Below are 20,178 nucleotides of genomic sequence, written 5' to 3'. Positions count from 1 at the left end.
CGCCCGGATGTCACAGCGCCGACAGCTCCTCGACCAGGTCGTCCAGCCCCAGCGATCCCTGCGACAGCGCCGCCATATGCCACTTCTTGGCGTCGAAGGCGTCGCCGTGGGCCTTGCGGGCCGCCTCGCGGCCCGTCAGCCAGGCGCGCTCGCCGAGCTTGTAGCCGATGGCCTGGCCCGGCATACCGAGGTAGCGCACCAGCTCGCTGTCGAGGAATTCGGCGGGGCGGCCGCAGTGCAGACCGAAGAACTCCCGCGCCAGCTCCGGGGTCCACCGCTCGCCGGGGTGGAAGGGGGAGTCGGCGGGGATCTCCATCTCCAGGTGCATCCCGATGTCGACGATCACCCGCAGCGCCCGCATCATCTGCGCGTCCAGGTAACCCAGCCGCCGCTCCGCGTCGGAGAGGAAGCCCAGTTCGTCCATCAGCCGCTCCGCGTACAGTGCCCAGCCCTCGGCGTTGGCGCTGACCATGCCGACGGTCGCCTGGTAGCGGGAGAGCTGATCGGCGACGTGGGTCCACTGGGCGAGCTGGAGGTGGTGGCCCGGGACACCCTCGTGGTACCAGGTGGAGACCAGGTCGTAGACCGGGAAGCGGGTCTCGCCCATGGTGGGCAGCCAGGTCCGGCCGGGGCGGGAGAAGTCCACCGACGGCTGGGTGTAGTACGGCGCCGCGGCACCGCCGGGCGGGGCGATCATCGACTCGACCCGCTTGACCCGCTCGGCCAGGTCGAAGTGGGTGCCGTCCAGCTTCTCGATGGCCTCGTCCATCAGCTCCTGGAGCCAGACCCGGGTCTCCTCGACGCCTTCGATATGGGTGCCGTGCTCATCGAGGTGGCGCAGCGCCTCCCACGGGGTGGCGCCGGGGAGGATCTTCTCGGCCTCGGTACGCATCTCGGCGTGGATGCGGTGGAACTCCGACCAGCCGTAGGCGTACGCCTCGTCCAGGTCGAGGTCGGTGCCGTTCCACAGCCGGACCCAGCGGCGGTAGCGCTCGCGCCCGACGACGTCCGGGGCGCCCTCGATGGCCGGGGCGTACCCATCGCGCAGCCAGTCGCGGAAGGTGACCAGTGCGCCGGTGGCCACCGCCGCCGCCTCGTCCAGCTCCTCGCGCAGCTCCTTCGGGCCGCCCGCGGTGAACTCCGCGAACCAGCCGCCGTCGGTGCCGATCCACTCCGTCAGCTGCTCCAGCACGGTGGCCACCTGCCGGGGTCCGGCGGGCAGCTCCCGGCGCAGCCCCTCGGCGAGCGAGGCGCGGTAGCCCTCGAGCGCGGCCGGTACGGCGCGCAGCCGGGCCGCGACGGCCGCCCAGTCGTCCTCGGTCCCGGTGGGCATCACGGTGAAGATGCCGCGCACCGAGTGGAGCGGGGAGTGCAGATTGCTGACGGCGCGCAGCCCCTCGTGGGCGTGGTGCACGGCGAGCTCGGCGGTCAGCCGCTCCCGCAGCAGCCGGGCGCAGCGCCGCTCGGCGTCGCTGTCCGCGCCGGGCCGCGCCTCGGCCTCGGTCAGCCGGTCCAGGGTGGTGCGGGCCAGGTCGGCGAGGGCCTCGGCGCCGTCCGGGGAGAAGTCCGGGAGGCGGCGGGAGCTCTCGGGAACGCCCATGTAGGTGCCGGTGATCGGGTCGAGTTCGATGAAGGCGTCGACATAGGCGTCGGCGACGTCACGGGGCAGCGGAGCGCTCTTGGTGTCGGACATGCGGCCATCCTCGTACGAGCGGGGCCACGGCGTCAGCAGCATTATCCGTGACATGCCTGAACCCGCCGGTCCAGGTGGCCGGATGGGTCTCTAGCCGGCCGATGGGCCACCGTGAGCGGGGGGCAGTATCGGCCCGCACTCCCACTGCTGGAAGATCAGCCGGGTCTCCACCCGGGCCACCTCGCGGCGTGAGGTGAACTCGTCCAGCACCAGCCGCTGGAGATCGGCGGTGTCGGTGACCGCGACATGCACCAGATAGTCCTCGGGTCCGGCGAGGTGGAACAGCGCCCGGGACTCGGGCAGCGCCCGGATCCGTTCGACGAACGGTCCGACCAGCTCACGGCGGTGCGGTCGCAGCTGTACCGAGAGCAGCGCCTCCAGGCCGCGCCCCAGCTTGGCGGGGTCGAGCCGGAGCTCATGGCCGAGAATCACTCCTGACCGTCGCAGCCGGGTGACCCGGTCCAGACAGGTCGAGGGGGCGACACCCACCTGTGCTGCGAGGTCGCGATAGGTGGTCCGGGCGTCGTTCTGCAAGAGCCGCAGAATCTGGAGATCCACCGGATCGAGAGCGACAGTTTCGGCCATCGGCCGAACGTAGCACGAACATCAGTCGGATTGAATCGGTGCTTGTTCACCCTTCATCCATGGACTTCACGGAGAGCATGCGGAACGGCGGGAGCCACGCACTCGCCACCGAGGCCGTCCACGCCGGTCGCGAGGACCTCGCGGCCATGGGACTGCACGCCGTGCCGCTGGACCTGTCGACAACCTACCCCTCGTACGACAGCCGCCAGGAGGCCGCCCGGATCGACGACTTCGCCACCACCGGCGCCCGGCCGGACGGCCCGCCCGTCTACGCCCGGCTCGACAACCCGACCGTCGCCCGTTTCGAGACCGCCCTCGCCCGGCTGGAGGGCACCGAGAGCGCCGTCGCGTTCGCCAGCGGAATGGCGGCGCTCAGCGCCTGTCTGCTGGTGCGGGTGGCCCAGGGGCTGCGGCATGTGATCGCGGTCCGTCCGCTGTACGGATGCAGTGATCATCTGCTGGATGCCGGGCTGCTGGGCACCGAGGTGACCTGGGTGGATCCGGCCGGAGTGGCGGAGGCCATCCGCCCGGACACCGGTCTGGTGGTGGTCGAGTCCCCGGCCAACCCGACCCTGCGCGAGCTCGATCTGCGGGCCATCGCCCACTCCTGCGGCACGGTGCCGCTGCTCGCCGACAACACCTTCGCCACCCCGGTCCTCCAGCGCCCGGCCGAACAGGGCGCGAACGTGGTCCTGCACAGCGCGACGAAGTACCTCGGGGGGCACGGCGATGTGCTCGGCGGGGTCATCGCCTGTGACGAGGAGTTCGCGCGGTCGCTGCGCCAGGTGCGGTTCGCGACCGGCGGGGTGCTCCATCCGCTCGCGGGCTATCTGCTGCTGCGCGGTCTGTCCACGCTGCCGGTGCGGATGCGGGCGGCCTCGGCGACCGCCGCGGAGCTGGCCCGGCGGCTGGCCGCCGACCCGCGGGTGGAGCGGGTCCACTATCCGCGGCTGGGCGGCGCGATGGTGGCCTTCGAGACCCACGGCGACCCGCACGAGGTGATCGCCGGGGTCCGGCTGATCACCCCGGCGGTCAGCCTCGGCAGTGTCGACACCCTGATCCAGCACCCCGCCTCCATCAGCCACCGCATCGTGGCCGAGGGAGACCGGCACTCGAACGGGATCAGCGACCGGCTGCTGCGGATGTCGGTCGGCCTGGAGGACGTCGAGGACCTGTGGGCCGATCTGGACCGGGCGCTCAGTGGCCGTGTGGCCGGGCGGGCGCCGGAAGCGGCGTCGGAGCCGGAGCGGACGCCGGTACCGGGCGGAGCCGGGCGGTGATCACCAGAATGCCCTGCTCGATCTGGTAGTCCAGCGGCAGTTCCAGGGAGCGCATGGCCGCCACCATGCCGGTGTTGGCGGACTGGGTGACGGCGTAGACGCTCTCGCATCCGGTCTCGGCGGCCATCGCGATCAGGCGTCGCAGCAGTCGGCCGCCGACACCGCGCCGCTGCCAGTCGTCCTCGACGATCAGCGCGACCTCGGTCTCGTCCCCGTCCCACAGCAGATGGCCGAGGGCCACCAGCCGCCCGGAGGCGGTGTAGGCGGCCAGCGTCCGGCCGAAGCGGGGGCTGAGCAGATGGTTCAGATACCGGTCGGCATCGCCGATCGGGCCGTGGTAGCGAAGACCGAGCGTCGCGGAGGAGCAGCGGCCGTGCATCGCGCGGGCAGCGGGCAGATCGCCGGTGTCCGCGCGGCGCACGGTGATCTCGTTGCCCTCGGGCAGGGTCAGCACATCGCTGCGGTGCGGGACGCGCGGGCCGAGCCGCGCGTCCAGCTCCACCAGGGCGCGGGCCCGGGCGAACTCCGTCGGGGTGAACGGCAGATACGGCCGCTCGATGGTGATCGCGCCACCGGACGGATCGCGCAGCCGCATCACGGTCTCCTCCAGCGCCCCTTCGACCGGTGGGGTGCCGTCCAGAGGGCGGCCGGTGAGGGATTTCGCGGGCAGTGAGTGGATGGTGCAGCGGCCCAGCAACTGCCTGAGGGCCAGCGGGAGTTCCGCGCCGTCCAGCGCGGTGCGGGTGGCCAGGGTCAGTACCCGGGTGGGGGCGTCCACCAGATCGTGGGTGTCGGCCCGTTCGATCCAGGTGTCGCTGCCGCCCGCTGCCGCGACCGCGCGGGTCAGCTCTGCGGCGGCCAGCGTCTCGGGGGAGCGCAGCAGGAATTCGTCCACCGTTCCGTCGCCGAGCGGATGGGTCTGGAGGGCGAGGATGTCGACCCGGTGTCCGGCCAGCGCCGCGCACAGCGCGGCCAGGGTGCCGGGCTCGTCCTGGACGGTGGTGCGCATCCGCCACAGCGCGGTGGCTTCCGGCCGTTCGGTCTCCGGGGTGCCCGCGGGGGCGGCGGTCCGCGCGCCGTCCGCGGGCGGGGGTGAGTCGTCCGGCGGCGTATGGCCATGGCGTCGTGACCACCATAGGTGGAAGGCGGTCATGGCGAGCAGGGTCACGGATGACGTGATGAGCAGCAGCGGCCCGTCCGGGCCGTGGACGACCGTGCCGGCCGCGGTGTCGGCGACCGCCACCGCGGTGAACAGGGCGGCCATTGCCACCAGTTCACGCCGCCAGTGACGGAAGCGGCGGGAAGGGCGTGGGACGTTCGCTCGAGAGGTCATGGAAAACACCTTCGCGCAAGGGTGTTGCCTGATCACGAACACGATGTGTCCGGAGGGTTAAGTGATGTTCTGGGATGAGAAAGTTATTTTGTCCGAAATCAAACCTTTGAAGGTGGTAGTTCCGCTTACGCGGCTGCCAGTCGCCGCAGCACCCGGCCGCAGCGCCGTGCGTACGCCCGCTGGAGGACGGGCACCAGCGGACCCGCCATCCGCGTGTACCACGCCACCGGGCGGCTGAACGCCGTCACCGTCAGCACCACCGAATCGTCCGATTCCAGACCCACGACGAACGACTCCTCACCGCATTCCGGATGGCCCGGCAGCGTGCCGTAGCCGAAGCCGGTGCGGGACCCGTCCGCGACCGTCCACACCACCTCGCAGGGCGCCCGCAGCCGAAGCCGCCCGACGCCCAGGCCCACCACGACCGGCCGCCCCGGGGTGGCGACCGGCTCCGAGGAGCGGATGGAGACCCCGACCGCCCGGTGCATCCGCCAGTCCAGCACTGCCTGCCCGGCCCGCTCGAACACCGCGGGCCCGTGGCCGACGGCGGTGCGCACCCGCAGCTGGTGATAGCCGCCCGGCAGCGGCCACCGCCGGGTGGCGCCCAACTCCGGATAGGTGAGCCGGGAGGCGGGAGTGCCCGGGCCGCCGGTGGACGTCATGTCCGTACCGTACGCCGCGCGGCGGGCGCACCGCGCGGCGTACCGCCGGGAGGGCTACTGACCGACCAGACCCGGCCGCAACACCTTGGTGAACAGCACCTGTCCGCCGTCCTCGCGCAGCCGGACGGTCATCTCCCCGCTGTCCCCGTCGATGTCCACCTCGCCGTAGAACTGGAAGCCCTCGGCGGGCGAGACGTTCGCCCGGGTCGGCGCCTTGACGAAGGACCGCTCGGGTCCGAAGGTGCCGTCCAGGTTCACCGCGGGGAAGGCGCCCGCGTTCAACGGCCCGGAGACGAACTCCCAGAACGGGGCGAAGTCCTTGAACGCCGCCCGTGAGGGGTCGTAGTGATGGGCGTGTGTGGAGTGCACATCGGCCGTCAGCCACACGGTGCCGGTGATCTTGCCGTGCTTGATGTGCCGCAGCAATTCGGCCACCTGAAGCTCACGGCCCAGCGGTGCGCCCGGGTCGCCCTGTGCCACGGCCTCGATGTCGGTGCTTCCGTCCGGCACCACCAGGCCCAGCGGCATATCGGAGGCGATCACCTTCCACACCGCCCGCGACCGCGACAGCTCCCGCTTGAGCCAGGCCAGTTGCTCCGCGCCCAGGGCTCCCTGGGTGTCCTCCGGCTGGCGGCCGGGCGAGTTGGCGTTGCGGTAGGTGCGCAGGTCCAGGACGAAGACATCCAGCAGCGGGCCGTGGCGCAGCACCCGGTAGACCCGGCCCTCGCCGTCGGGGCGCAGGGTGCCGATGGGGAAGTACTCGGCGAACGCCTGCCGGGCGCGCGCCGCCAGCACGTCCACGTTCTTCTCGGTGTAGCGCGCGTCGGTGAGGATCTCGCCCGGGTACCAGTTGTTGAGCACCTCGTGGTCGTCCCACTGGGTGATCGTCGGCACCTGGGCGTGGAACCGGCGCAGAGCGGTGTCCAGCAGGTTGTAGCGGAAGGCGCCGCGGAACTCGTCGAGGGATTCGGCCACCTTGGTCTTCTCCGGGGTGACCACGTTCCGCCAGGTGGAACCGTCCGGCAGGGTGACGCTCTCGGTCAACGGGCCGTCGGCGTAGATGTTGTCACCGCTGCACAGGAAGAAGTCCGGGTTCCGGCGGCGCATCTCCTCGAAGATGCGGAAGCCGCCGTGATCGGGGTTGATGCCCCAGCCCTGGCCGGCCAGATCGCCGGACCAGACGAAGCGCACCCCGTCGCGGCGGCTCTCGGACACGGTACGGAACGTGCCGTACACCGGCTCACCGGTGCGGCGCGGATCGTCGGGGTCGGCGAGCAGCACCCGGTAGTGCACCTGGCTGCCGGACGGCAGCCCGCGCAGCGCCGTCCGGCCGGTGAAGTCGGTGCCGGGGCCCACCAGGGGGCCCTGCCAGCGCCGGGGCCGGGTGAAGGACTCGGTCGCGGAGGTCTCGACGATCATTCGGGCCGGGCGGTCGGAGCGTACCCACACCAGTCCGGACGACATGGTCACATCGCCCACCTGGACGCCCCACCGGGCGTCCGGCCGTCCGGACAGCGCCTGGGCGGGCGCGGCCGGTGCCATGGTGGGCAGGGTGAGTGCCGCCGAGGCGGCCGCCGAACCCCGTAGTACCGCCCGTCGCCCCATCCGCCCGCCGGAATCCCGCATCATGTGGAACCTCCCGTGTGATTCGAAGAGCCGCTGTGCCGTGCGTTGCCACAGTGCCGCTGTGCCACTCTCGTTGCTATCGGTGCGAGGTGCCCCGTGCCCGAACGGACAGTGAACAGCCGGCCCCCGTGCCGGGGAAGCGGGCGGCGCCGGAGGATCCCCCTCGGGGCCTTCGGCCGGCGGCCTGCGGTCAGCGGCTGCCGTCCAGGATCACGCGGGCCACCAGCGCCGGGTCATCGCTCATCGGGACATGTCCGCAGCCGGGCAGCCGCACCAGCCGCGCCCCCGGGATCACCTGCTTGGCGCGCACCCCCTGACGGCGCAGCAGCAGCCGGTCGCGCGACCCCCAGCCGATGGTGACGGGCACATCGGCCACATCCCCGGTGAACAGCCCGGCGCCCCCGGCCGCGAGCGTCGCCTCGAAGCCCACCGCCTCGCGCAGCGCCCGGGTCTCGGCCACCACCGCCTCGGGGGAACGCCGCCCGGGGCGGGCGTAGATGGTGCCGGTGAGCGCCGCCCGCCCGGCAGCGCTGCGGGCCAGCCGCTCCACCAGCGGGAGCGGCAGCCGCCGCGCGCCCATCCGCATCGCGCTCAGCACCCCGAAGGCATAGCGGCGCTCGGCCTCGTTCCAGAACCGTGCCGGGGAGAGCGCGGTGACGGACCGCACGAGACCGACCCGGCCCAGCTCCAGGGCGAGCAGCCCGCCGAGCGAGTTCCCGGCGACATCGGGGCGGTCGACGCTCAGCGCCTCGAAGAGCGCCCCCAGCACCGGCACCACGCCCTCCAGGCTGTACGGAACGCCGTCCGGCAGTGCGGGAGAGGCGCCGAAACCGGGCAGGTCGACGGCGATGACATCGCGCTCCACCGCGAGGATGTCCAGCACCGGTTCCCATGCCTGCCAGTGGTGGCCGATGCCGTGCAGCAGCACCAGCGGGCGCCCCGTGCCCCGCCGCTCGTGGACCACCCGGGCGGTGCGGGGGCCGCCGGGGGTGTCGACGGGGAAGGAGAGGGTCGCGGCCATGGAGGGCTCCTCGGGTCGGCTCGTCATGATCTGCCGGGCAGGCGCATGAGACAGCATGTCAGCACGAGTTACCGTCGGGTAGACCTGGTGGGCGGCTGTGATCGATCCGCCTGGACAACCCGTGCCGCGTCGGGTGGGATGGGACCGTGGCCACCGACACCGCGACCGACGACTTCGAAGCGCACCGTTCCGTTCTGACCGGAGTGGCCTACCGCATGCTCGGCCGCGTCGCGGACGCCGAGGACATCGTCCAGGAGACCTGGCTGCGCTGGTCCGGCGCCGACCGCGAGCAGGTGCGCGATCCGCGCGCCTTCCTGGTGCGGATCACCACCCGGCTCGCCATCGACCGGCTGCGCCAGATCACCTCCCGCCGGGAGTCCTACGTCGGCCCGTGGCTGCCCGAGCCGATGGCCACCGATCTCGGCCACACCGCCCCGGACGCCGCCGAGCGCACCCTGCTCTCGGAGACGGTCTCGCTCGCGGTGCTGGTCGTCCTGGAGTCGCTGTCGCCCCTGGAGCGCGCGGTGTTCGTGCTGCGCGAGGCGTTCGGCTTTCCGTACGGCGAGATCGCCGAGACGCTGGACCGCAGCGAGGCGGCGGTACGGCAGCTCTCCGGCCGGGCCCGGCGCCATGTGGAGGAGCGCCGACCGCGTTTCGAGGTGAACCCGGAGCAACAGCGGGAGCTGACCGAGAAGTTCCTGGCCGCCGCCACCGGCGGGGACATCGAGCAGCTCCTCGCGCTGCTCGCCCCGGACGCCCGGCTGGTCGGCGACAGCGGCGGCAAGGCCAAGGCGCCGCTGCGGGTGCTGGAGACGGCCGACAAGATCGGGCGCTTCCTGGTCGCCATCTCCCAGCAGCCCATGGAGGAGCCGGAGTTGGTCTTCACGGAGATCAACGGCGGGCCGGGGGTGCTGCTGCTCTCGCGCGGGGTGCCGGACTCGGTGTGGAGCCTCGATGTGGCGGACGGCCGGATCCAGTCGATCTACATCGTGCGCAACCCCGACAAGCTGGCCGCGTTCGCCCGCTGAGCGCGGCCGGCCGTCGGGGCGTCTCCCTCACATCCCGCCCGCGACCCGCAGGATCGCGCCGGTGGTGTACGACGCGTCCGGCGAGAGCAGCCACGCCACCGCACCCGCGATCTCCTCCGGTTCACCGGGCCGTCCCATCGGCACCCGGCCCGCGCCCTTCCACGGCCGCTCCGGGTCGCCCATCTGGGCGTGGATATCGGTCAACGTCATCCCGGGCTGGACCGAGTTGACCCGGATGCCCTCCCCGGCCAGCTCCTTGGACAGCCCCACGGTCATGGTGTCCACGGCCGCCTTGCCGGCCGCGTAGTGGACGTACTCCCCAGGGCTGCCGGTGGTCGCCGCGCCCGAGGAGATGTTGACGATGGCGCCGCCCTGGCCGCCGAGGCGGGTGGACATCTCGCGGGCCGCCCGCCGCGCGCACAGCAGCGCGCCGGTCACATTGACGTCCACCACCCGGCGCATGACCTCGGGCGATGTCTCGGTGAACCGGCCCAGAGGCCCGGTGATCCCGGCGTTGTTGACCAGCCCGGTGATCGGGCCCAGCTCCTTCCGGGCGATGTCGAACAGCGCCTCGACCTGGTCCTCGACGCTGGTGTCCAGCTGGACGACCACCGCGGAGACCCCCTCGGCCCGCACCGCCGCCGCGCTGCGCTCGGCCGCGTCCCGCGCGCGCTCGTAGCCGATGGCGATGTGGTGCCCGGTGCGGGCGAGCCGTACGGCCACCGCCGCCCCGATTCCACGGCTGCCGCCGGTGACCACCGTGACCTGGTCCATCGTCCCGCTCCCGCCCCGTGTTGCGCCCTGGTCCGGCTGTCGGATCCAGTGATCACCGACCCTAGCTGATCGAGGATTGGTCTTGACCAAGTACGCAGGCCGCCTTATGGTCGCATTGATACTGCAACAACCTTTAATAAAGAAGCACGCATATACCGGTGAGCACGCACAAGCCGGTGCGGAGAACAGGGGGACAGGGTGGGGACCACGGACCTGGAATCGGTGCCGGAGCCCAAGTACTGGCACCTGAAGACCGTGCTGAGTGACGCGCTGGACACCGAGTTCGCCGTCGGGGAGATCCTGCCCAACGAGCGTGAGCTCGCGGCCCGTTTCGGTGTTGCCCGCGCCACCCTCCGCCAGGCCCTGGAACAGCTCGAGCTGGAAGGCAGGCTCCAGCGGCGCCGCGGTGTCGGCACCACCGTCGCCCCGCCCCGCGTGGGCGTGGCCGTCGGCGACTCCACCCACGGCTGGACCGACGGCGGCGCCGACGCCTGGCAGTCCGTCGACAGCGTCGAGGCGGTGCCCCCGGCCGCCGTCGCCCGGCTGCTCGAGACCGACCCCGACACCCCCGTGCACCGCGTCCGGCGCACCCGGATCGGCCAGGGGCTGCCGCTCGCCGCCGAGCTGCTCTACGTCCCGGCCGAGTCCGTGCCCGGCCTCGCCGCCATCGACACCCCCAGCGGGCTGGCCCGCGCCCGCGCCGTGCTGCGCGAGCTACGCCGTCTGGCGCTGGAGGGACGGGAGCGGTCCGTCGAGCTCGGCTCGGCCCGAGCGGATGACGCCAAGGAGCTGGACCGGCTGCCCGGTGCCCCCGTGCTCGTGGTCACCACCCGCTATGTCGCGGCCGGGCGCACCGTCGCCGTCGCCGTGGCCACCTACCGAGCCGACACCTGCCGTCTCACCTTCGGCGATCCGCACGACTCCGAGGAGCTGCTGGCGGGCTGAGCGCTCGCCACCCGCCGCCGGTCAGGGACCTGCGCGGCGGGCCGTGACTGTGCCCTCCACCGCGAACAGCTCCGCCTCCACATGGTCCAGGGCCAGCCGCAGCGCGCCCGTGCTCACCGCCGCCTCACCCAGCAGCGACAGCGCCACGTGCGGCGGCCGCAGACAGTAGCGGGCCAGCTCCTCGCGCAGCGGCTCCAGCATTCCGGCAAGACCCGCGGCCCAGCCGCCCACCACCACGACCTCGGGGTCCAGCGCCAGCACGAGCGCTGCCACATCGTGCACCAGCCGCCGGACGAAGCGGTCGACGGCGGCGCGCGCCCGCGCGTCCCCTTCCCGGGCCCGTGCGAAGACCCCGGCCACCTGCGCCTCGTCCAGCGGGTTCAGCGGCTCCCCGGTGGTGGACAGCACCTCCTCCGGGGTCGCCTCCCGGCCCAGCAGATGCAGCGCGCCGATCTCCCCGGCCGCGCCCCCGAACCCCCGGTGCAGCCGCCCCCCGATCAGCGATCCGGCACCCGGACTCAGCCCGGCCAGCACGAACACCACATCGTCGGAGCCCAGCGCCGCGCCCTTCCAGTGCTCGGCCACCGCCGCCGTGTTGGCGTCGTTCTCCACCAGCACCGGACAGCGGAAGGACCGCCGCAGCCGCTCTCCGAGCCGCAGTCCGGTCCACCCCGGGAGGGCCGTGCACAGATGCACCGAGCCGTCGTCCTCGACCACCCCCGGGCTGCCCACCCCGACCGCGCGCAGCGAATGGCGCGCCACCCCGGCCCGTCGCAGCAGATCCGCGACGGAGCCGCGCACCCGCTCCAGCCGCTCGTCCGCCGACGCCTTCTCGGAGACCTCCCGCACCGTCGAGCCGAGCGCCCGCCCGTCGAGGTCCGACAGCAGCGCGGCGACGCGGTGCGGCCCTATCTCGATGCCCAGCAGATGTCCGGCCTCGGCCCGGAAGCGGAACCGGCGCGCGGGACGCCCCTGGCGGCGCACCCCGCCCTCCTCGGCGGGGACGTCCACCGCGAGCCCGCTGCCGATCAGCCCGTCGATCACACCCTCGACGGTCGGCCGGGACAGTCCGGTGACCCGGGTGAGATCGGTGAGGGTCGCGGCCCCGGGCGTACGGGAGCCGTCCCCGGATCCGGCCGCCGTCGCCGCGCGCAGCGCGTGCAGCACCACCGCGGAGTTGATGCGCCGCAGCAGGGACGGGTCCCCGCCGGTGAGCCGCCCCACGTCGTCGGCCTCCCTCGCTGTCCGTGTCTGCCGGATCGTAGCCGCTGGGGGCCAAGGCGGCGAGTGGCCCCCGTTTCGGGAGCGGGCGGATCCGCTCCGCCGCGCGGCGGAGCGTGAGCCGGCGCCGGACGCCCGGACCCTGACGGAGGGCCACATGTCCGACCCGCGTTGTTTACTGACAGCATGACCAGCAGCACCACCGCCCGGTATCTGGCCACGATCGACCGGCTGCGTGCCGATGCCCTGCCCGCGCAGCGCGGTTCGGGATGCCGTGTTGCCGATCTCCGGGTGAGCGAGGAGTTCTGGGAGGCGGACGCGGTCCGGGTGCGGGAGGCGGAGGAGGAGTTCGAGGCCGAGTTGCGCGCGCTCGTCCAGGTGCTGTCCTTACGGTGGGGAGCCCCCGAAGTGCTGCACCTCACCGGGTATCTGGAGCGCTCGGCCATCGGCGAGCCGGTGCCGCCCCCGCTGGATGTTCTGTGCGGCTATGTCCCCGAGCTGTGCGTGTGGCGGGCGGACGGGCGCTGGGTCGCGCTGGGGGTGGGGCAGGCGGGCCGGGAGCTGCCGTTCCAGCTGGTGGTGGCCATAGCGGAGGATCCCGACCTCGGCGCGGCCACGCCCTGAGCGCTCCGCGGGACATGCCGCGAGGCGCTGTTACCGGTCTGCGAGGCCGCGTCCCTCGGGGACGCTCAGCCCTCCGCTTCCGCCGCCGCCCGGAGCCTGCCGAACTCCTCTGCCATCGTCGCGAGCGTCCAGTGCGCGTTGAGCCCGCTCGGGTTGGGCAGCGCCCAGAGCCGGGTGTCGCCGATGGTCCTGGTCTGCGGGCCTATCGTCGCGTGCTTGTCCCCGAAGGCGATCCGGTAGGCGGTCACCCCGGCCACGGCCAGCCACCGGGGACGCAGCCGCAGCACCTTCTCCTCCAGGATCCGGCCGCCCTCCCGGTACTCGGTCTCGCTCAGCTCCGATGCCCGCGCGCTGGCACGGGAAACGACATTGGTGATGCCGAGCCCGTAGTCCACCAGCTCCGCCTGCTCGGACGGGTCCAGACGGCGCGGGGTGAAGCCCGAGGCGTGGAGCACGGGCCAGAAGCGATTGCCGGGACGGGCGAAGTGGTGGCCCGTCGCGGCCGTCATCAGCCCCGGGTTGATACCGCAGAACAGCACCCGCAGGCCGTCCGCGACCACGTCCGGCACCAGACGGTCGCGGGCGGCCTCCAGCTCCTCGGGCGTCAGCACGGGAGACACCGGCTCGCCGCCGGGGTCAGAGGATCGACCCGGGCGTGTACGCCGCGGCCTCGGGGTGCCGCTTGGCGACCTCCTCGATCCGGGCCACCACCGCGCCGACCTGGTCGGCGGCGGCGCCGGTGAAGGACAGCTTGTCCGCCATCAGCTGCTCCAGCGCGGCCCGGTCCAGCGGGATCCGCTCATCGGCGGCGAGGGAGTCCAGCAGTTCATTGCGCTCGGCGCCGCGCTCGCGCATCGCCAGCGCCGCGGCGACCGCGTGCTCCTTGATCGCCTCATGCGCCACCTCGCGGCCCACCCCGGCCCGCACGGCGCCCATCAGCACCTTCGTCGTCGCGAGGAACGGCAGATAGCGGTCCAGCTCACGGGCGACCACGGCGGGGAAGGCGCCGAACTCGTCGAGCACCGTCAGGAAGGTCTCCAGCAGCCCGTCGAAGGCGAAGAACGCGTCCGGCAGCGCGACCCGGCGCACCACCGAGCAGGACACATCGCCCTCGTTCCACTGGTCGCCCGCCAGCTCCCCGGCCATCGAGGCATAGCCGCGCAGGATCACCGCGAGGCCGTTGACGCGCTCGCAGGAGCGGGTGTTCATCTTGTGCGGCATCGCGGACGAGCCGACCTGGCCGGGCTTGAAGCCCTCGGTCACCAGCTCGTGCCCGGCCATCAGCCGGATCGTCTTGGCCAGCGAGGACGGGGCCGCGGCCAGCTGCACCAGCGCGGTGACCACGTCGTAGTCCAGGGACCGCGGATAGACCTGGCCGACCGAGGTGAAGGCTTGCGCGAAGCCCAGGTGGCCGGCGATCCGCCGCTCCAGCTCGGCCAGCTTCTGCGTGTCCCCGCCCAGCAGGTCGAGCATGTCCTGCGCGGTGCCCACCGGGCCCTTGATGCCGCGCAGCGGATAGCGGCCGAGCAGCTCCTCCAGCCGTCCGTAGGCCACCAGCAGCTCGTCCGCCGCGGTCGCGAACCGCTTGCCGAGCGTCGTGGCCTGCGCCGCGACATTGTGCGAACGGCCCGCCATCACCAGCTCGGCGTGGTCGGCGGCCAGCTTCCCCAGCCGGGCCAGTACGGCCACCGAGCGGTCCCGCACCAGCTCCAGGGAGAGCCGGATCTGGAGCTGCTCCACGTTCTCGGTGAGGTCGCGGGAGGTCATGCCCTTGTGCACATGCTCATGACCGGCGAGGGCGTTGAACTCCTCGATCCGGGCCTTCACATCGTGGCGGGTGACCTTCTCGCGCTCGGCGATCGAGGCCAGGTCCACGTTCTCCAGGACCCGCTCGTAGTCGGCGAGGGCGGCGTCCGGCACCTCGATCCCGAGGTCCTTCTGAGCGCGGAGCACGGCGAGCCACAGCCGCCGCTCCAGCGTCACCTTGTACTCGGGGGACCACAGGACGGCCAGCTCCGCCGAGGCGTAGCGGCCGGCCAGGACGTTCGGGATGCGCGGCTTAGCAGTCACGTGCACAGAGTTTACATTCGTTCCATGCTGGCCTTTTCATTCCCGTAGCGGTCGCTGAACCGCAGGTCAGAGAGGGCGTGGCCGTCCGACGTGTGCGAGCGTGTGAGACAAGTGTGAGACGTCGGACGGGCCGCGCCGCGCATCACGATCCCCGGCGCGGCCACGCCGCACTCTCGTGTCTCGTGACCGCGTAGGACACGGCGAACTGCTCCGCTGGCATGCTCGTCTCGTTCACCTCCACGGTCAGCGCCTTCCCGCCGCGCTCGACTTCGGCCGCCCGGGTCACGACGAGCACGACTCCCGAGGCTGGCACAGATAGCGCCACCTGCTCGGCTGTGGTCGGGCGCGACCGCCCCACGATGGTCTCGTGCCAGTGGATGGGCTGCCCGAAGTGCTCTTCGATCCGGTCATAGATGCCGCCCGGCCCCGTCTCGGTGCCCCCGATGACAGGCAGCTCGGCGACGAGCCAGAGCGGCAGGTAGCTGATGGCCAACTGAAGACCGCGCTTCGCCTCGGGGGGTGCCATGACGCGTTCGCGGGTCAGCACGTTGTCGCCGCGGGTGGTGCCGAGAGCGTCCGCAATGTGGTTCGGCGGCGGTCCGATCCTGTGCGTCGGAGGCTTCACCGGGCGCCATGACTTAGCGTTCTGGTCGAAGAAGTAGCCGATCTCATCCCGGTAGACCGCGCGGTCCCGGACCACCATTCGCTCTCGCGGGCGCTCACGCACGACTGCGGGCCGCCGCTTCTCGAGGGCCAGGTATCCCTCAGTGGCCAGGGTCTCGAGGGCCTTGTAGACGGTCCCTCGGTGGACCCCAAAATGCTCAGCGAGCTTGGGGCCTGACGGCAGTTGCTGGCCGGGCGCGTAGTCGCCAGAGTCGATCGCGGCGCGCAGGTTCGCGGCCACGATTTCGTATGTGTCCTCGGTCATTTCATGGGCTCCGATCTGCGGTGATGAAGAATCTTCCACCTAGACTAGTCTAAAGCCGGTGGATGATGCTAGCGTCGTCACCGAGAGCACAAGAACGGCCCCGCTGAGTGTCTCACCACCCAGCAGGGCCGCCGGTTTCGGCTTGGTGTCTCACCACCAAGCCGTGCCAGTCCTTCCGCCTGCGAAGCACAAAGGACCAGACATGAGCGATCGTACCGACGTGCGCCGTGAAGACGCACGCATCACCAACCCTTCCGCTGTCTCGTCGGCGAAGCTGCGTGCCGCACTCTCCGGTATCCCGCAGCAGCCCACCACCGAGAAGGCCGACCGGTCCGGCAAGGTCACCGTTTCCGTCCGCGGCCAGGCCGTCATCGTTGACTGCCCCGCCTGGTGCGTCCTCCCTCACAGCGAGAACTACATGTTCCTGGAGGACGTCAGCCACCAGGGAGAGGAGATCGCGCTGGCCGCGCCCGAGTTCAACGGCGTGTTCGACGTGATGGTCACCTCGCTGCGTCAGTGGCCGTTCTGCAACGACGAGGACCGCGGGGCCCCCTACCTCGGCTTCGACGCGACCGGTGAGGGCGACGTCGCCAACCTTCAGGGCCCGGCCGCGCTGGCGTTCATCGACCAGGCGACCACGCACCTGGCCAAGATGCGCGCCCAGGTCCAGCAGCTCATCGAAGCGCAGCAGTCGTGAGCGCGCACCGGACGGCCGTGGAGACGGCCAAGCGGATCCTCGACGACACCGAGGGCGTGAACTTCCGGGACATGGAGGCTGCCGCGCACGCGGTCGGCAGCCTCCGGGGCATGGTCCGCACCCTGCTGGCCATCGCCGAGGAGCAACCGAAGTCGCCCCGTCTGCGGCTGCAGCATGACGAGGAGTTCCTGAACCTCGCGCGTGCTGCCCGCATGGAGATCCACGCGGCGAGGGGCAGCCTCCAGCGTCTCGACCGGTTCGAGCAGGCACTGACGGCGATGCTCGAGCCTCCCGAGGACGGAGGCCGGTCATGAGCACCCGGAAACTGACCTCGTCCGAGACGGCACAGGTCGAGCGGGCCAAGCAGCTCGTCGCCGACCTCAAGGGCATCAACTGGGCCAAGACCACCGAGCGCGACATGGCCCGCCTGCTCGGCCGCGCCGAGTACACGGTCGGGGCTCTGGTCGAGCTCATCGAGAGCGGGGGCCGACCGTGACCGCGCAGGAGACACAGCCGGTACTGGACGCGCAGGCCGTCGCCCTGGTCGTGCAGATTCTCACCGATGTGCTCGGCTCCACCGAGAACGGCACCTACGTGCGGCAGACCTACCGCCGCATCGGGGAGCTGGAGCGGGCCATCAGCACCGTGTTGACGGTCATCGACCGCCTCGGCCGGACGGAGGCCCAGCGATGAGCGGCGCGATGCTTCTGGTCGGGCCTGCGGTGATCCCTGGCCAGCAGGCTGACCCGAACGGCCACCAGTGGGCGCACGACTGGCTGAACGTGGAGGGCGGTGGCTTCCGGTGCGTGTTGTGCCTGACGCCCGGCTACCGCAAGGGTGACGCGCTGGCCATCTGCCCGCAGGCTGGCGGCAGTGTCGCCGGTCTGGCCGTGGGGGTGGACCGGTGAGCGGCACGGCGGCGAATGTGCGACGGCCAACCGAGGACGCTGCCGTTGGTGCGGCGCCCCGGTCGCCCCGGCCGAAGGTGTCAACGGATCGGCTGGCGGATCTGCTGGTTGAGGCCCGCTGGCACGGCGACCGGTACGGGGCCCGGCTGCTGGACTGCATGCTCGACCGGGCGACAGGACTCGCGCAGTGAGCCGCAGCCCGGACCGGAAGCGTCAGCGGAAGGCGATCGCGGCCCGGGACGGGGCCCGCTGCTTCTACTGCGGCTGCTCGTTCCCGGACCTGGTGGGGGCGACGCTCGACCACTACGTGCCGCGCCGATTGTGGCCGGGCTGGCGTCAGTCGAACCTCGTGCTTGCCTGCGACCCGTGCAACAGCCGGAAGGCCGATGCGCTGCCGTGGCCGTTCGCGTGGCTGCTGCTCCGCTACGCCGCCGCCGACCCGGCGCTGTACGCCCCCGCGGCCTGACGGTTACCCGATCCGCCCGACCCTGCATCCCGGGCGGTGAGGGGGGCTTTCAGACCCCACCGCCTACTGGCGGGCCCGCCCCCGGGCCTAGCGGGGACGGTACTGCCGGCCGACAACTTCTAGCCCCGCCCCGGGCTGCTCCCCGGGGCGGGTGTCGGAACCACCTCTGCTGAGAAGAGGAACCATGAGCATCATCCTCGAAAAGCCCGCCGTGAGCGAGGCACCGACCCTCACCATCAGCGTGCCGATGGCGGTCACCCGTGACATGGTCGCCGCCGTGGTGGACCTCGTCGTCGCCGACGGCTACGGCCCGGCCGACGGGCTCACCCCCGAGTTCATCCGCGAGAGCGTCGAGGTGCACCTGCGGGTGTGCGGAGTGCTCGACCTGGAAGAGTCGGCCAAGTACTTTACGAGCGCCGACGACGGCTCGGTGACGGACTTCATCGCGGCTGTGTACCGGGCTGCTGACCGCGCGTTCCCCGAGCTGGCTCCGGCGGTGACGGCATGAGCTGGCAGGAGAAGGTCCCGAACCCGGAGCGGTACGCGCCCGGTAGCCCGTGGTCCACGCACGACTGGGGCGAGGACATGTTCTGGGGTGACTCGTGCTGGTTCTGCGGGACGTGCGGGACGCCCTCGTTCAAGGACGCGGCGCACGAGCCGTGCCGGGGCCAGGGAGCGGCGGCGAACCGCTCGATGCCTGTCTCCGTCCTCGTCCGCCCCAAGGCTGGGAAGAAGAAGGTGGCGGCATGAGCGACCTGGTGATCGATGAGTGGACGGGCCGCACCGCCCGGATGCTCCAGGACGCCATGCGGCTGTCGAACGAGCGGTTCGCCGAGCACCTGGGCGTGGCCCCGCGCACGGTCGCCGAGTGGCGAGCCAAGCCCGCGATCGTCCCCCGCGGCGAGTTGCAGGACGCGTTGGAGACCGCCTACGAGATGACCAACGACGGTGTGCGGCGCCGGTTCGCGCGGAACTTCCCGCCGCCCGCCGACGCCACGCCCGCACCGCTTCAGGCGATCGCCCGGCTGGCCGGTGAGATGGCGCTCATTCAGGCACGCATGGACGAGCTGCAACAGCAGCTGGCGGAGTTGTCTCGAACGGCCGGATGAGGCAGGTCGTTGTCGCAGGTCGCTTCCGATCTATCCCCCCCTGTTTCGGGGGTGCTCCGGACCCTCCTCCTACGGGGCCCGGCACACCCCCGAAGCGACCGCGTCGCCGCAGCATGTATTGCAAGTCCCCCCTGCCCTGAGAGGGCCATCGGGAGGGTCGTTGTCGCAGCGCAAATCCCATCGACCCCCTCTCTCGTGGACGGCCCTGAGAGGGGCGCGGGAGGGGCCCGAAACCGTTGACGGTAAAGGGCTACGGACCCCTCGTGACCCTTGGGGGAAAAGGGCCGTGGGCCCCTCTCAAGGAAACGGGAAACGCGCAGCGTGCAAACCAATGCCCCCATCTCACGAGCGCTCTCAACCGGGCGCGCTCTCACTCTCACACCGAACCGAAAGGGACCACCATGACCAACACCCAGACCGTCACCGCCGACGAGCAGACCATCCCCACCGGCTCCGGGGCGCTCGTCACTACCGTGCCCATGGAGGAGACCGCCAACTGGCCGACCGCCGCCCACCTGTCGCCGCTCGCCGCGTTCCAGGCCGACCGGGTCGGGATCTGCACCAGCTACCAGCTGGCCGCCGTTGACCACAGCACGGCCGTCGCCCACATCGAGGCCGCCCTGCGGCACGTGCGGGCTGCCGCCGATGCCGCGGGCGTCAAGGACGACCAGGCCCGCATGGTCACCACGCTGCGGGCGACCCAGTCCGAGCTGTACCGCGTGGCGCGCAAAGTCGGCTTCAGTCACCCGCTCTGACCGACCCTTCCGTGCCCACCGGCGGCGGCGGCGCCGGCGGGTGCGGTGGGGCCGGACGGACCGGCCGGGATGGAGAAGACCATGAAGAACCCGTTCAAGCGCACCACCGCCGCCGACATCGCAGCCGCGTGCCAGCGGGCCGCGGACAGCACCGACGACCCGGAGGTGAAGGAGCAGCAGCTGCTCGGCGCTGAGCTCGCCAAGCAGGGCCTGGTGCCGCCGCACATCAAGGGATCGGCCGTCACTGGCAAGCCGTCTCGTCGGCGCCGAGGCTGACCAGTTCCACCAAGGCCCGTCGCACTGGGCCCGCCCCCGACTCCACCGGGGACGGTACCGGCGCGGCGGGCCTTCGCTATGCCCGGCCACATTTTCGCGGCGCCGCGAAAATCTCCGCCTGGCCCGTGCGGGCGTCTGACTGAGTTACTTGAAGGACTGTCTGTGCCGGGGTTCAGC

26 protein-coding genes are annotated in these 20,178 nt (G+C 71.8%); 15 read left to right on the top strand and 11 right to left on the bottom strand.

Annotated elements, in window-relative coordinates:
- Window positions 1–10: 10 nt before the first annotated feature.
- Entirely contained in the window at window positions 11–1,693 is a 1,683-nt protein-coding gene (locus JK363_RS29045; protein ID WP_201879340.1) for a DUF885 domain-containing protein, read from the bottom strand.
- 90 nt (window positions 1,694–1,783) lie between these two features.
- Window positions 1,784–2,278 (bottom strand): Lrp/AsnC family transcriptional regulator, encoded by a 495-nt coding sequence (locus JK363_RS29040; protein ID WP_201879339.1) that lies wholly within the window; start codon window positions 2,276–2,278, stop codon window positions 1,784–1,786.
- A 59-nt stretch (window positions 2,279–2,337) separates the two neighbouring features.
- Between JK363_RS29040 and JK363_RS29035 the strand changes: the two genes are divergently transcribed.
- Window positions 2,338–3,558, top strand: coding sequence for a trans-sulfuration enzyme family protein (locus tag JK363_RS29035; protein WP_201879337.1), 1,221 nt, complete (start codon window positions 2,338–2,340; stop codon window positions 3,556–3,558).
- Here the strand turns inward: JK363_RS29035 and JK363_RS29030 are convergent.
- The 4 genes from JK363_RS29030 to JK363_RS29015 form a co-directional block, all read right to left on the bottom strand.
- Complete coding sequence (locus JK363_RS29030) at window positions 3,476–4,891, bottom strand: GNAT family N-acetyltransferase (protein ID WP_201879335.1); 1,416 nt, start codon at window positions 4,889–4,891, stop codon at window positions 3,476–3,478. The genes JK363_RS29035 and JK363_RS29030 overlap by 83 nt on opposite strands.
- A gap of 125 nt (window positions 4,892–5,016) precedes the next feature.
- On the bottom strand, window positions 5,017–5,553 hold the full coding sequence (locus JK363_RS29025) for a DUF1990 domain-containing protein (protein ID WP_201879333.1): 537 nt from the start codon (window positions 5,551–5,553) through the stop codon (window positions 5,017–5,019).
- Between the two features lie 54 nt (window positions 5,554–5,607).
- Window positions 5,608–7,182 (bottom strand): alkaline phosphatase D family protein, encoded by a 1,575-nt coding sequence (locus JK363_RS29020; protein WP_201879331.1) that lies wholly within the window; start codon window positions 7,180–7,182, stop codon window positions 5,608–5,610.
- A 187-nt stretch (window positions 7,183–7,369) separates the two neighbouring features.
- A complete protein-coding gene (locus JK363_RS29015) occupies window positions 7,370–8,200 on the bottom strand; it encodes an alpha/beta fold hydrolase (protein ID WP_201879329.1) in 831 nt (276 codons plus the stop codon).
- A gap of 146 nt (window positions 8,201–8,346) precedes the next feature.
- Here JK363_RS29015 and JK363_RS29010 point away from each other — a divergent pair, with 146 nt between their 5' ends.
- A complete protein-coding gene (locus tag JK363_RS29010) occupies window positions 8,347–9,228 on the top strand; it encodes an RNA polymerase sigma-70 factor (protein WP_201879327.1) in 882 nt (293 codons plus the stop codon).
- Between the two features lie 27 nt (window positions 9,229–9,255).
- On the opposite strand, the gene JK363_RS29005 is transcribed toward JK363_RS29010, so the two are convergent.
- Window positions 9,256–10,002, bottom strand: coding sequence for an SDR family oxidoreductase (locus tag JK363_RS29005; protein WP_201879325.1), 747 nt, complete (start codon window positions 10,000–10,002; stop codon window positions 9,256–9,258).
- A 198-nt stretch (window positions 10,003–10,200) separates the two neighbouring features.
- Between JK363_RS29005 and JK363_RS29000 the strand changes: the two genes are divergently transcribed.
- Window positions 10,201–10,947 carry a GntR family transcriptional regulator gene (locus JK363_RS29000; RefSeq protein WP_201879323.1) on the top strand — a complete coding sequence of 249 codons (747 nt, stop codon included), beginning with the start codon at window positions 10,201–10,203 and terminating at the stop codon, window positions 10,945–10,947.
- Window positions 10,948–10,968: 21 nt separating this feature from the next.
- Here the strand turns inward: JK363_RS29000 and JK363_RS28995 are convergent, their stop codons facing one another.
- Complete coding sequence (locus JK363_RS28995) at window positions 10,969–12,171, bottom strand: ROK family protein (RefSeq protein ID WP_201879321.1); 1,203 nt, start codon at window positions 12,169–12,171, stop codon at window positions 10,969–10,971.
- A 183-nt stretch (window positions 12,172–12,354) separates the two neighbouring features.
- Here JK363_RS28995 and JK363_RS28990 point away from each other — a divergent pair, with 183 nt between their 5' ends.
- Window positions 12,355–12,792, top strand: coding sequence for a hypothetical protein (locus JK363_RS28990; protein WP_201879319.1), 438 nt, complete (start codon window positions 12,355–12,357; stop codon window positions 12,790–12,792).
- A gap of 65 nt (window positions 12,793–12,857) precedes the next feature.
- On the opposite strand, the gene mug is transcribed toward JK363_RS28990, so the two are convergent.
- From mug to JK363_RS28975, 3 genes are all read right to left on the bottom strand, one after another.
- Window positions 12,858–13,400, bottom strand: a complete 543-nt coding sequence (mug, locus tag JK363_RS28985) for a G/U mismatch-specific DNA glycosylase (protein WP_201879527.1) — start codon at window positions 13,398–13,400, stop codon at window positions 12,858–12,860.
- A 28-nt stretch (window positions 13,401–13,428) separates the two neighbouring features.
- Window positions 13,429–14,862 (bottom strand): adenylosuccinate lyase, encoded by a 1,434-nt coding sequence (gene purB, locus JK363_RS28980; RefSeq protein WP_201879317.1) that lies wholly within the window; start codon window positions 14,860–14,862, stop codon window positions 13,429–13,431.
- Window positions 14,863–15,004: 142 nt separating this feature from the next.
- Window positions 15,005–15,790 carry a GntR family transcriptional regulator gene (locus JK363_RS28975; RefSeq protein WP_201879316.1) on the bottom strand — a complete coding sequence of 262 codons (786 nt, stop codon included), beginning with the start codon at window positions 15,788–15,790 and terminating at the stop codon, window positions 15,005–15,007.
- 202 nt (window positions 15,791–15,992) lie between these two features.
- On the opposite strand from JK363_RS28975, the gene JK363_RS28970 reads away from it, so the two are divergent.
- The 11 genes from JK363_RS28970 to JK363_RS28920 all read left to right on the top strand — a co-directional run bounded on the left by JK363_RS28970 (window position 15,993) and on the right by JK363_RS28920 (window position 20,001).
- Window positions 15,993–16,487, top strand: coding sequence for a DUF6907 domain-containing protein (locus JK363_RS28970; protein WP_201879314.1), 495 nt, complete (start codon window positions 15,993–15,995; stop codon window positions 16,485–16,487).
- Entirely contained in the window at window positions 16,484–16,801 is a 318-nt protein-coding gene (locus JK363_RS28965; protein ID WP_201879312.1) for a hypothetical protein, read from the top strand. Before JK363_RS28970 ends, JK363_RS28965 begins: the two co-directional genes overlap by 4 nt.
- The gene (locus JK363_RS28960; protein WP_201879310.1) at window positions 16,798–16,983 is read left to right on the top strand and encodes a hypothetical protein; all 186 of its coding nucleotides are present in this window, start codon (window positions 16,798–16,800) and stop codon (window positions 16,981–16,983) included. Before JK363_RS28965 ends, JK363_RS28960 begins: the two co-directional genes overlap by 4 nt.
- A complete protein-coding gene (locus tag JK363_RS28955) occupies window positions 16,980–17,180 on the top strand; it encodes a hypothetical protein (protein WP_201879308.1) in 201 nt (66 codons plus the stop codon). The genes JK363_RS28960 and JK363_RS28955 overlap by 4 nt, the downstream gene beginning before the upstream one ends.
- Window positions 17,177–17,395 (top strand): hypothetical protein, encoded by a 219-nt coding sequence (locus JK363_RS28950; RefSeq protein ID WP_201879306.1) that lies wholly within the window; start codon window positions 17,177–17,179, stop codon window positions 17,393–17,395. Before JK363_RS28955 ends, JK363_RS28950 begins: the two co-directional genes overlap by 4 nt.
- Before the next feature lie 187 nt (window positions 17,396–17,582).
- The gene (locus JK363_RS43920) at window positions 17,583–17,861 is read left to right on the top strand and encodes an HNH endonuclease (protein WP_307821903.1); all 279 of its coding nucleotides are present in this window, start codon (window positions 17,583–17,585) and stop codon (window positions 17,859–17,861) included.
- A gap of 184 nt (window positions 17,862–18,045) precedes the next feature.
- Window positions 18,046–18,369: a hypothetical protein gene (locus tag JK363_RS28940; protein ID WP_201879304.1), complete on the top strand. Its 324-nt coding sequence runs from the start codon at window positions 18,046–18,048 to the stop codon at window positions 18,367–18,369.
- Window positions 18,366–18,611 (top strand): hypothetical protein, encoded by a 246-nt coding sequence (locus JK363_RS28935; protein ID WP_201879302.1) that lies wholly within the window; start codon window positions 18,366–18,368, stop codon window positions 18,609–18,611. The genes JK363_RS28940 and JK363_RS28935 overlap by 4 nt, the downstream gene beginning before the upstream one ends.
- Window positions 18,608–18,970 carry a hypothetical protein gene (locus JK363_RS28930; protein ID WP_201879300.1) on the top strand — a complete coding sequence of 121 codons (363 nt, stop codon included), beginning with the start codon at window positions 18,608–18,610 and terminating at the stop codon, window positions 18,968–18,970. Before JK363_RS28935 ends, JK363_RS28930 begins: the two co-directional genes overlap by 4 nt.
- A gap of 401 nt (window positions 18,971–19,371) precedes the next feature.
- Entirely contained in the window at window positions 19,372–19,725 is a 354-nt protein-coding gene (locus JK363_RS28925) for a hypothetical protein (protein ID WP_201879298.1), read from the top strand.
- Window positions 19,726–19,806: 81 nt separating this feature from the next.
- Window positions 19,807–20,001 (top strand): hypothetical protein, encoded by a 195-nt coding sequence (locus JK363_RS28920; RefSeq protein WP_201879296.1) that lies wholly within the window; start codon window positions 19,807–19,809, stop codon window positions 19,999–20,001.
- Window positions 20,002–20,178: the final 177 nt, after the last annotated feature.

The sequence above is a fragment of the Streptomyces coffeae genome (genome assembly GCF_016741875.1).
GTDB lineage: Bacteria > Actinomycetota > Actinomycetes > Streptomycetales > Streptomycetaceae > Streptomyces > Streptomyces coffeae.
This window is presented reverse-complemented; position numbering and strand designations above follow the sequence as displayed.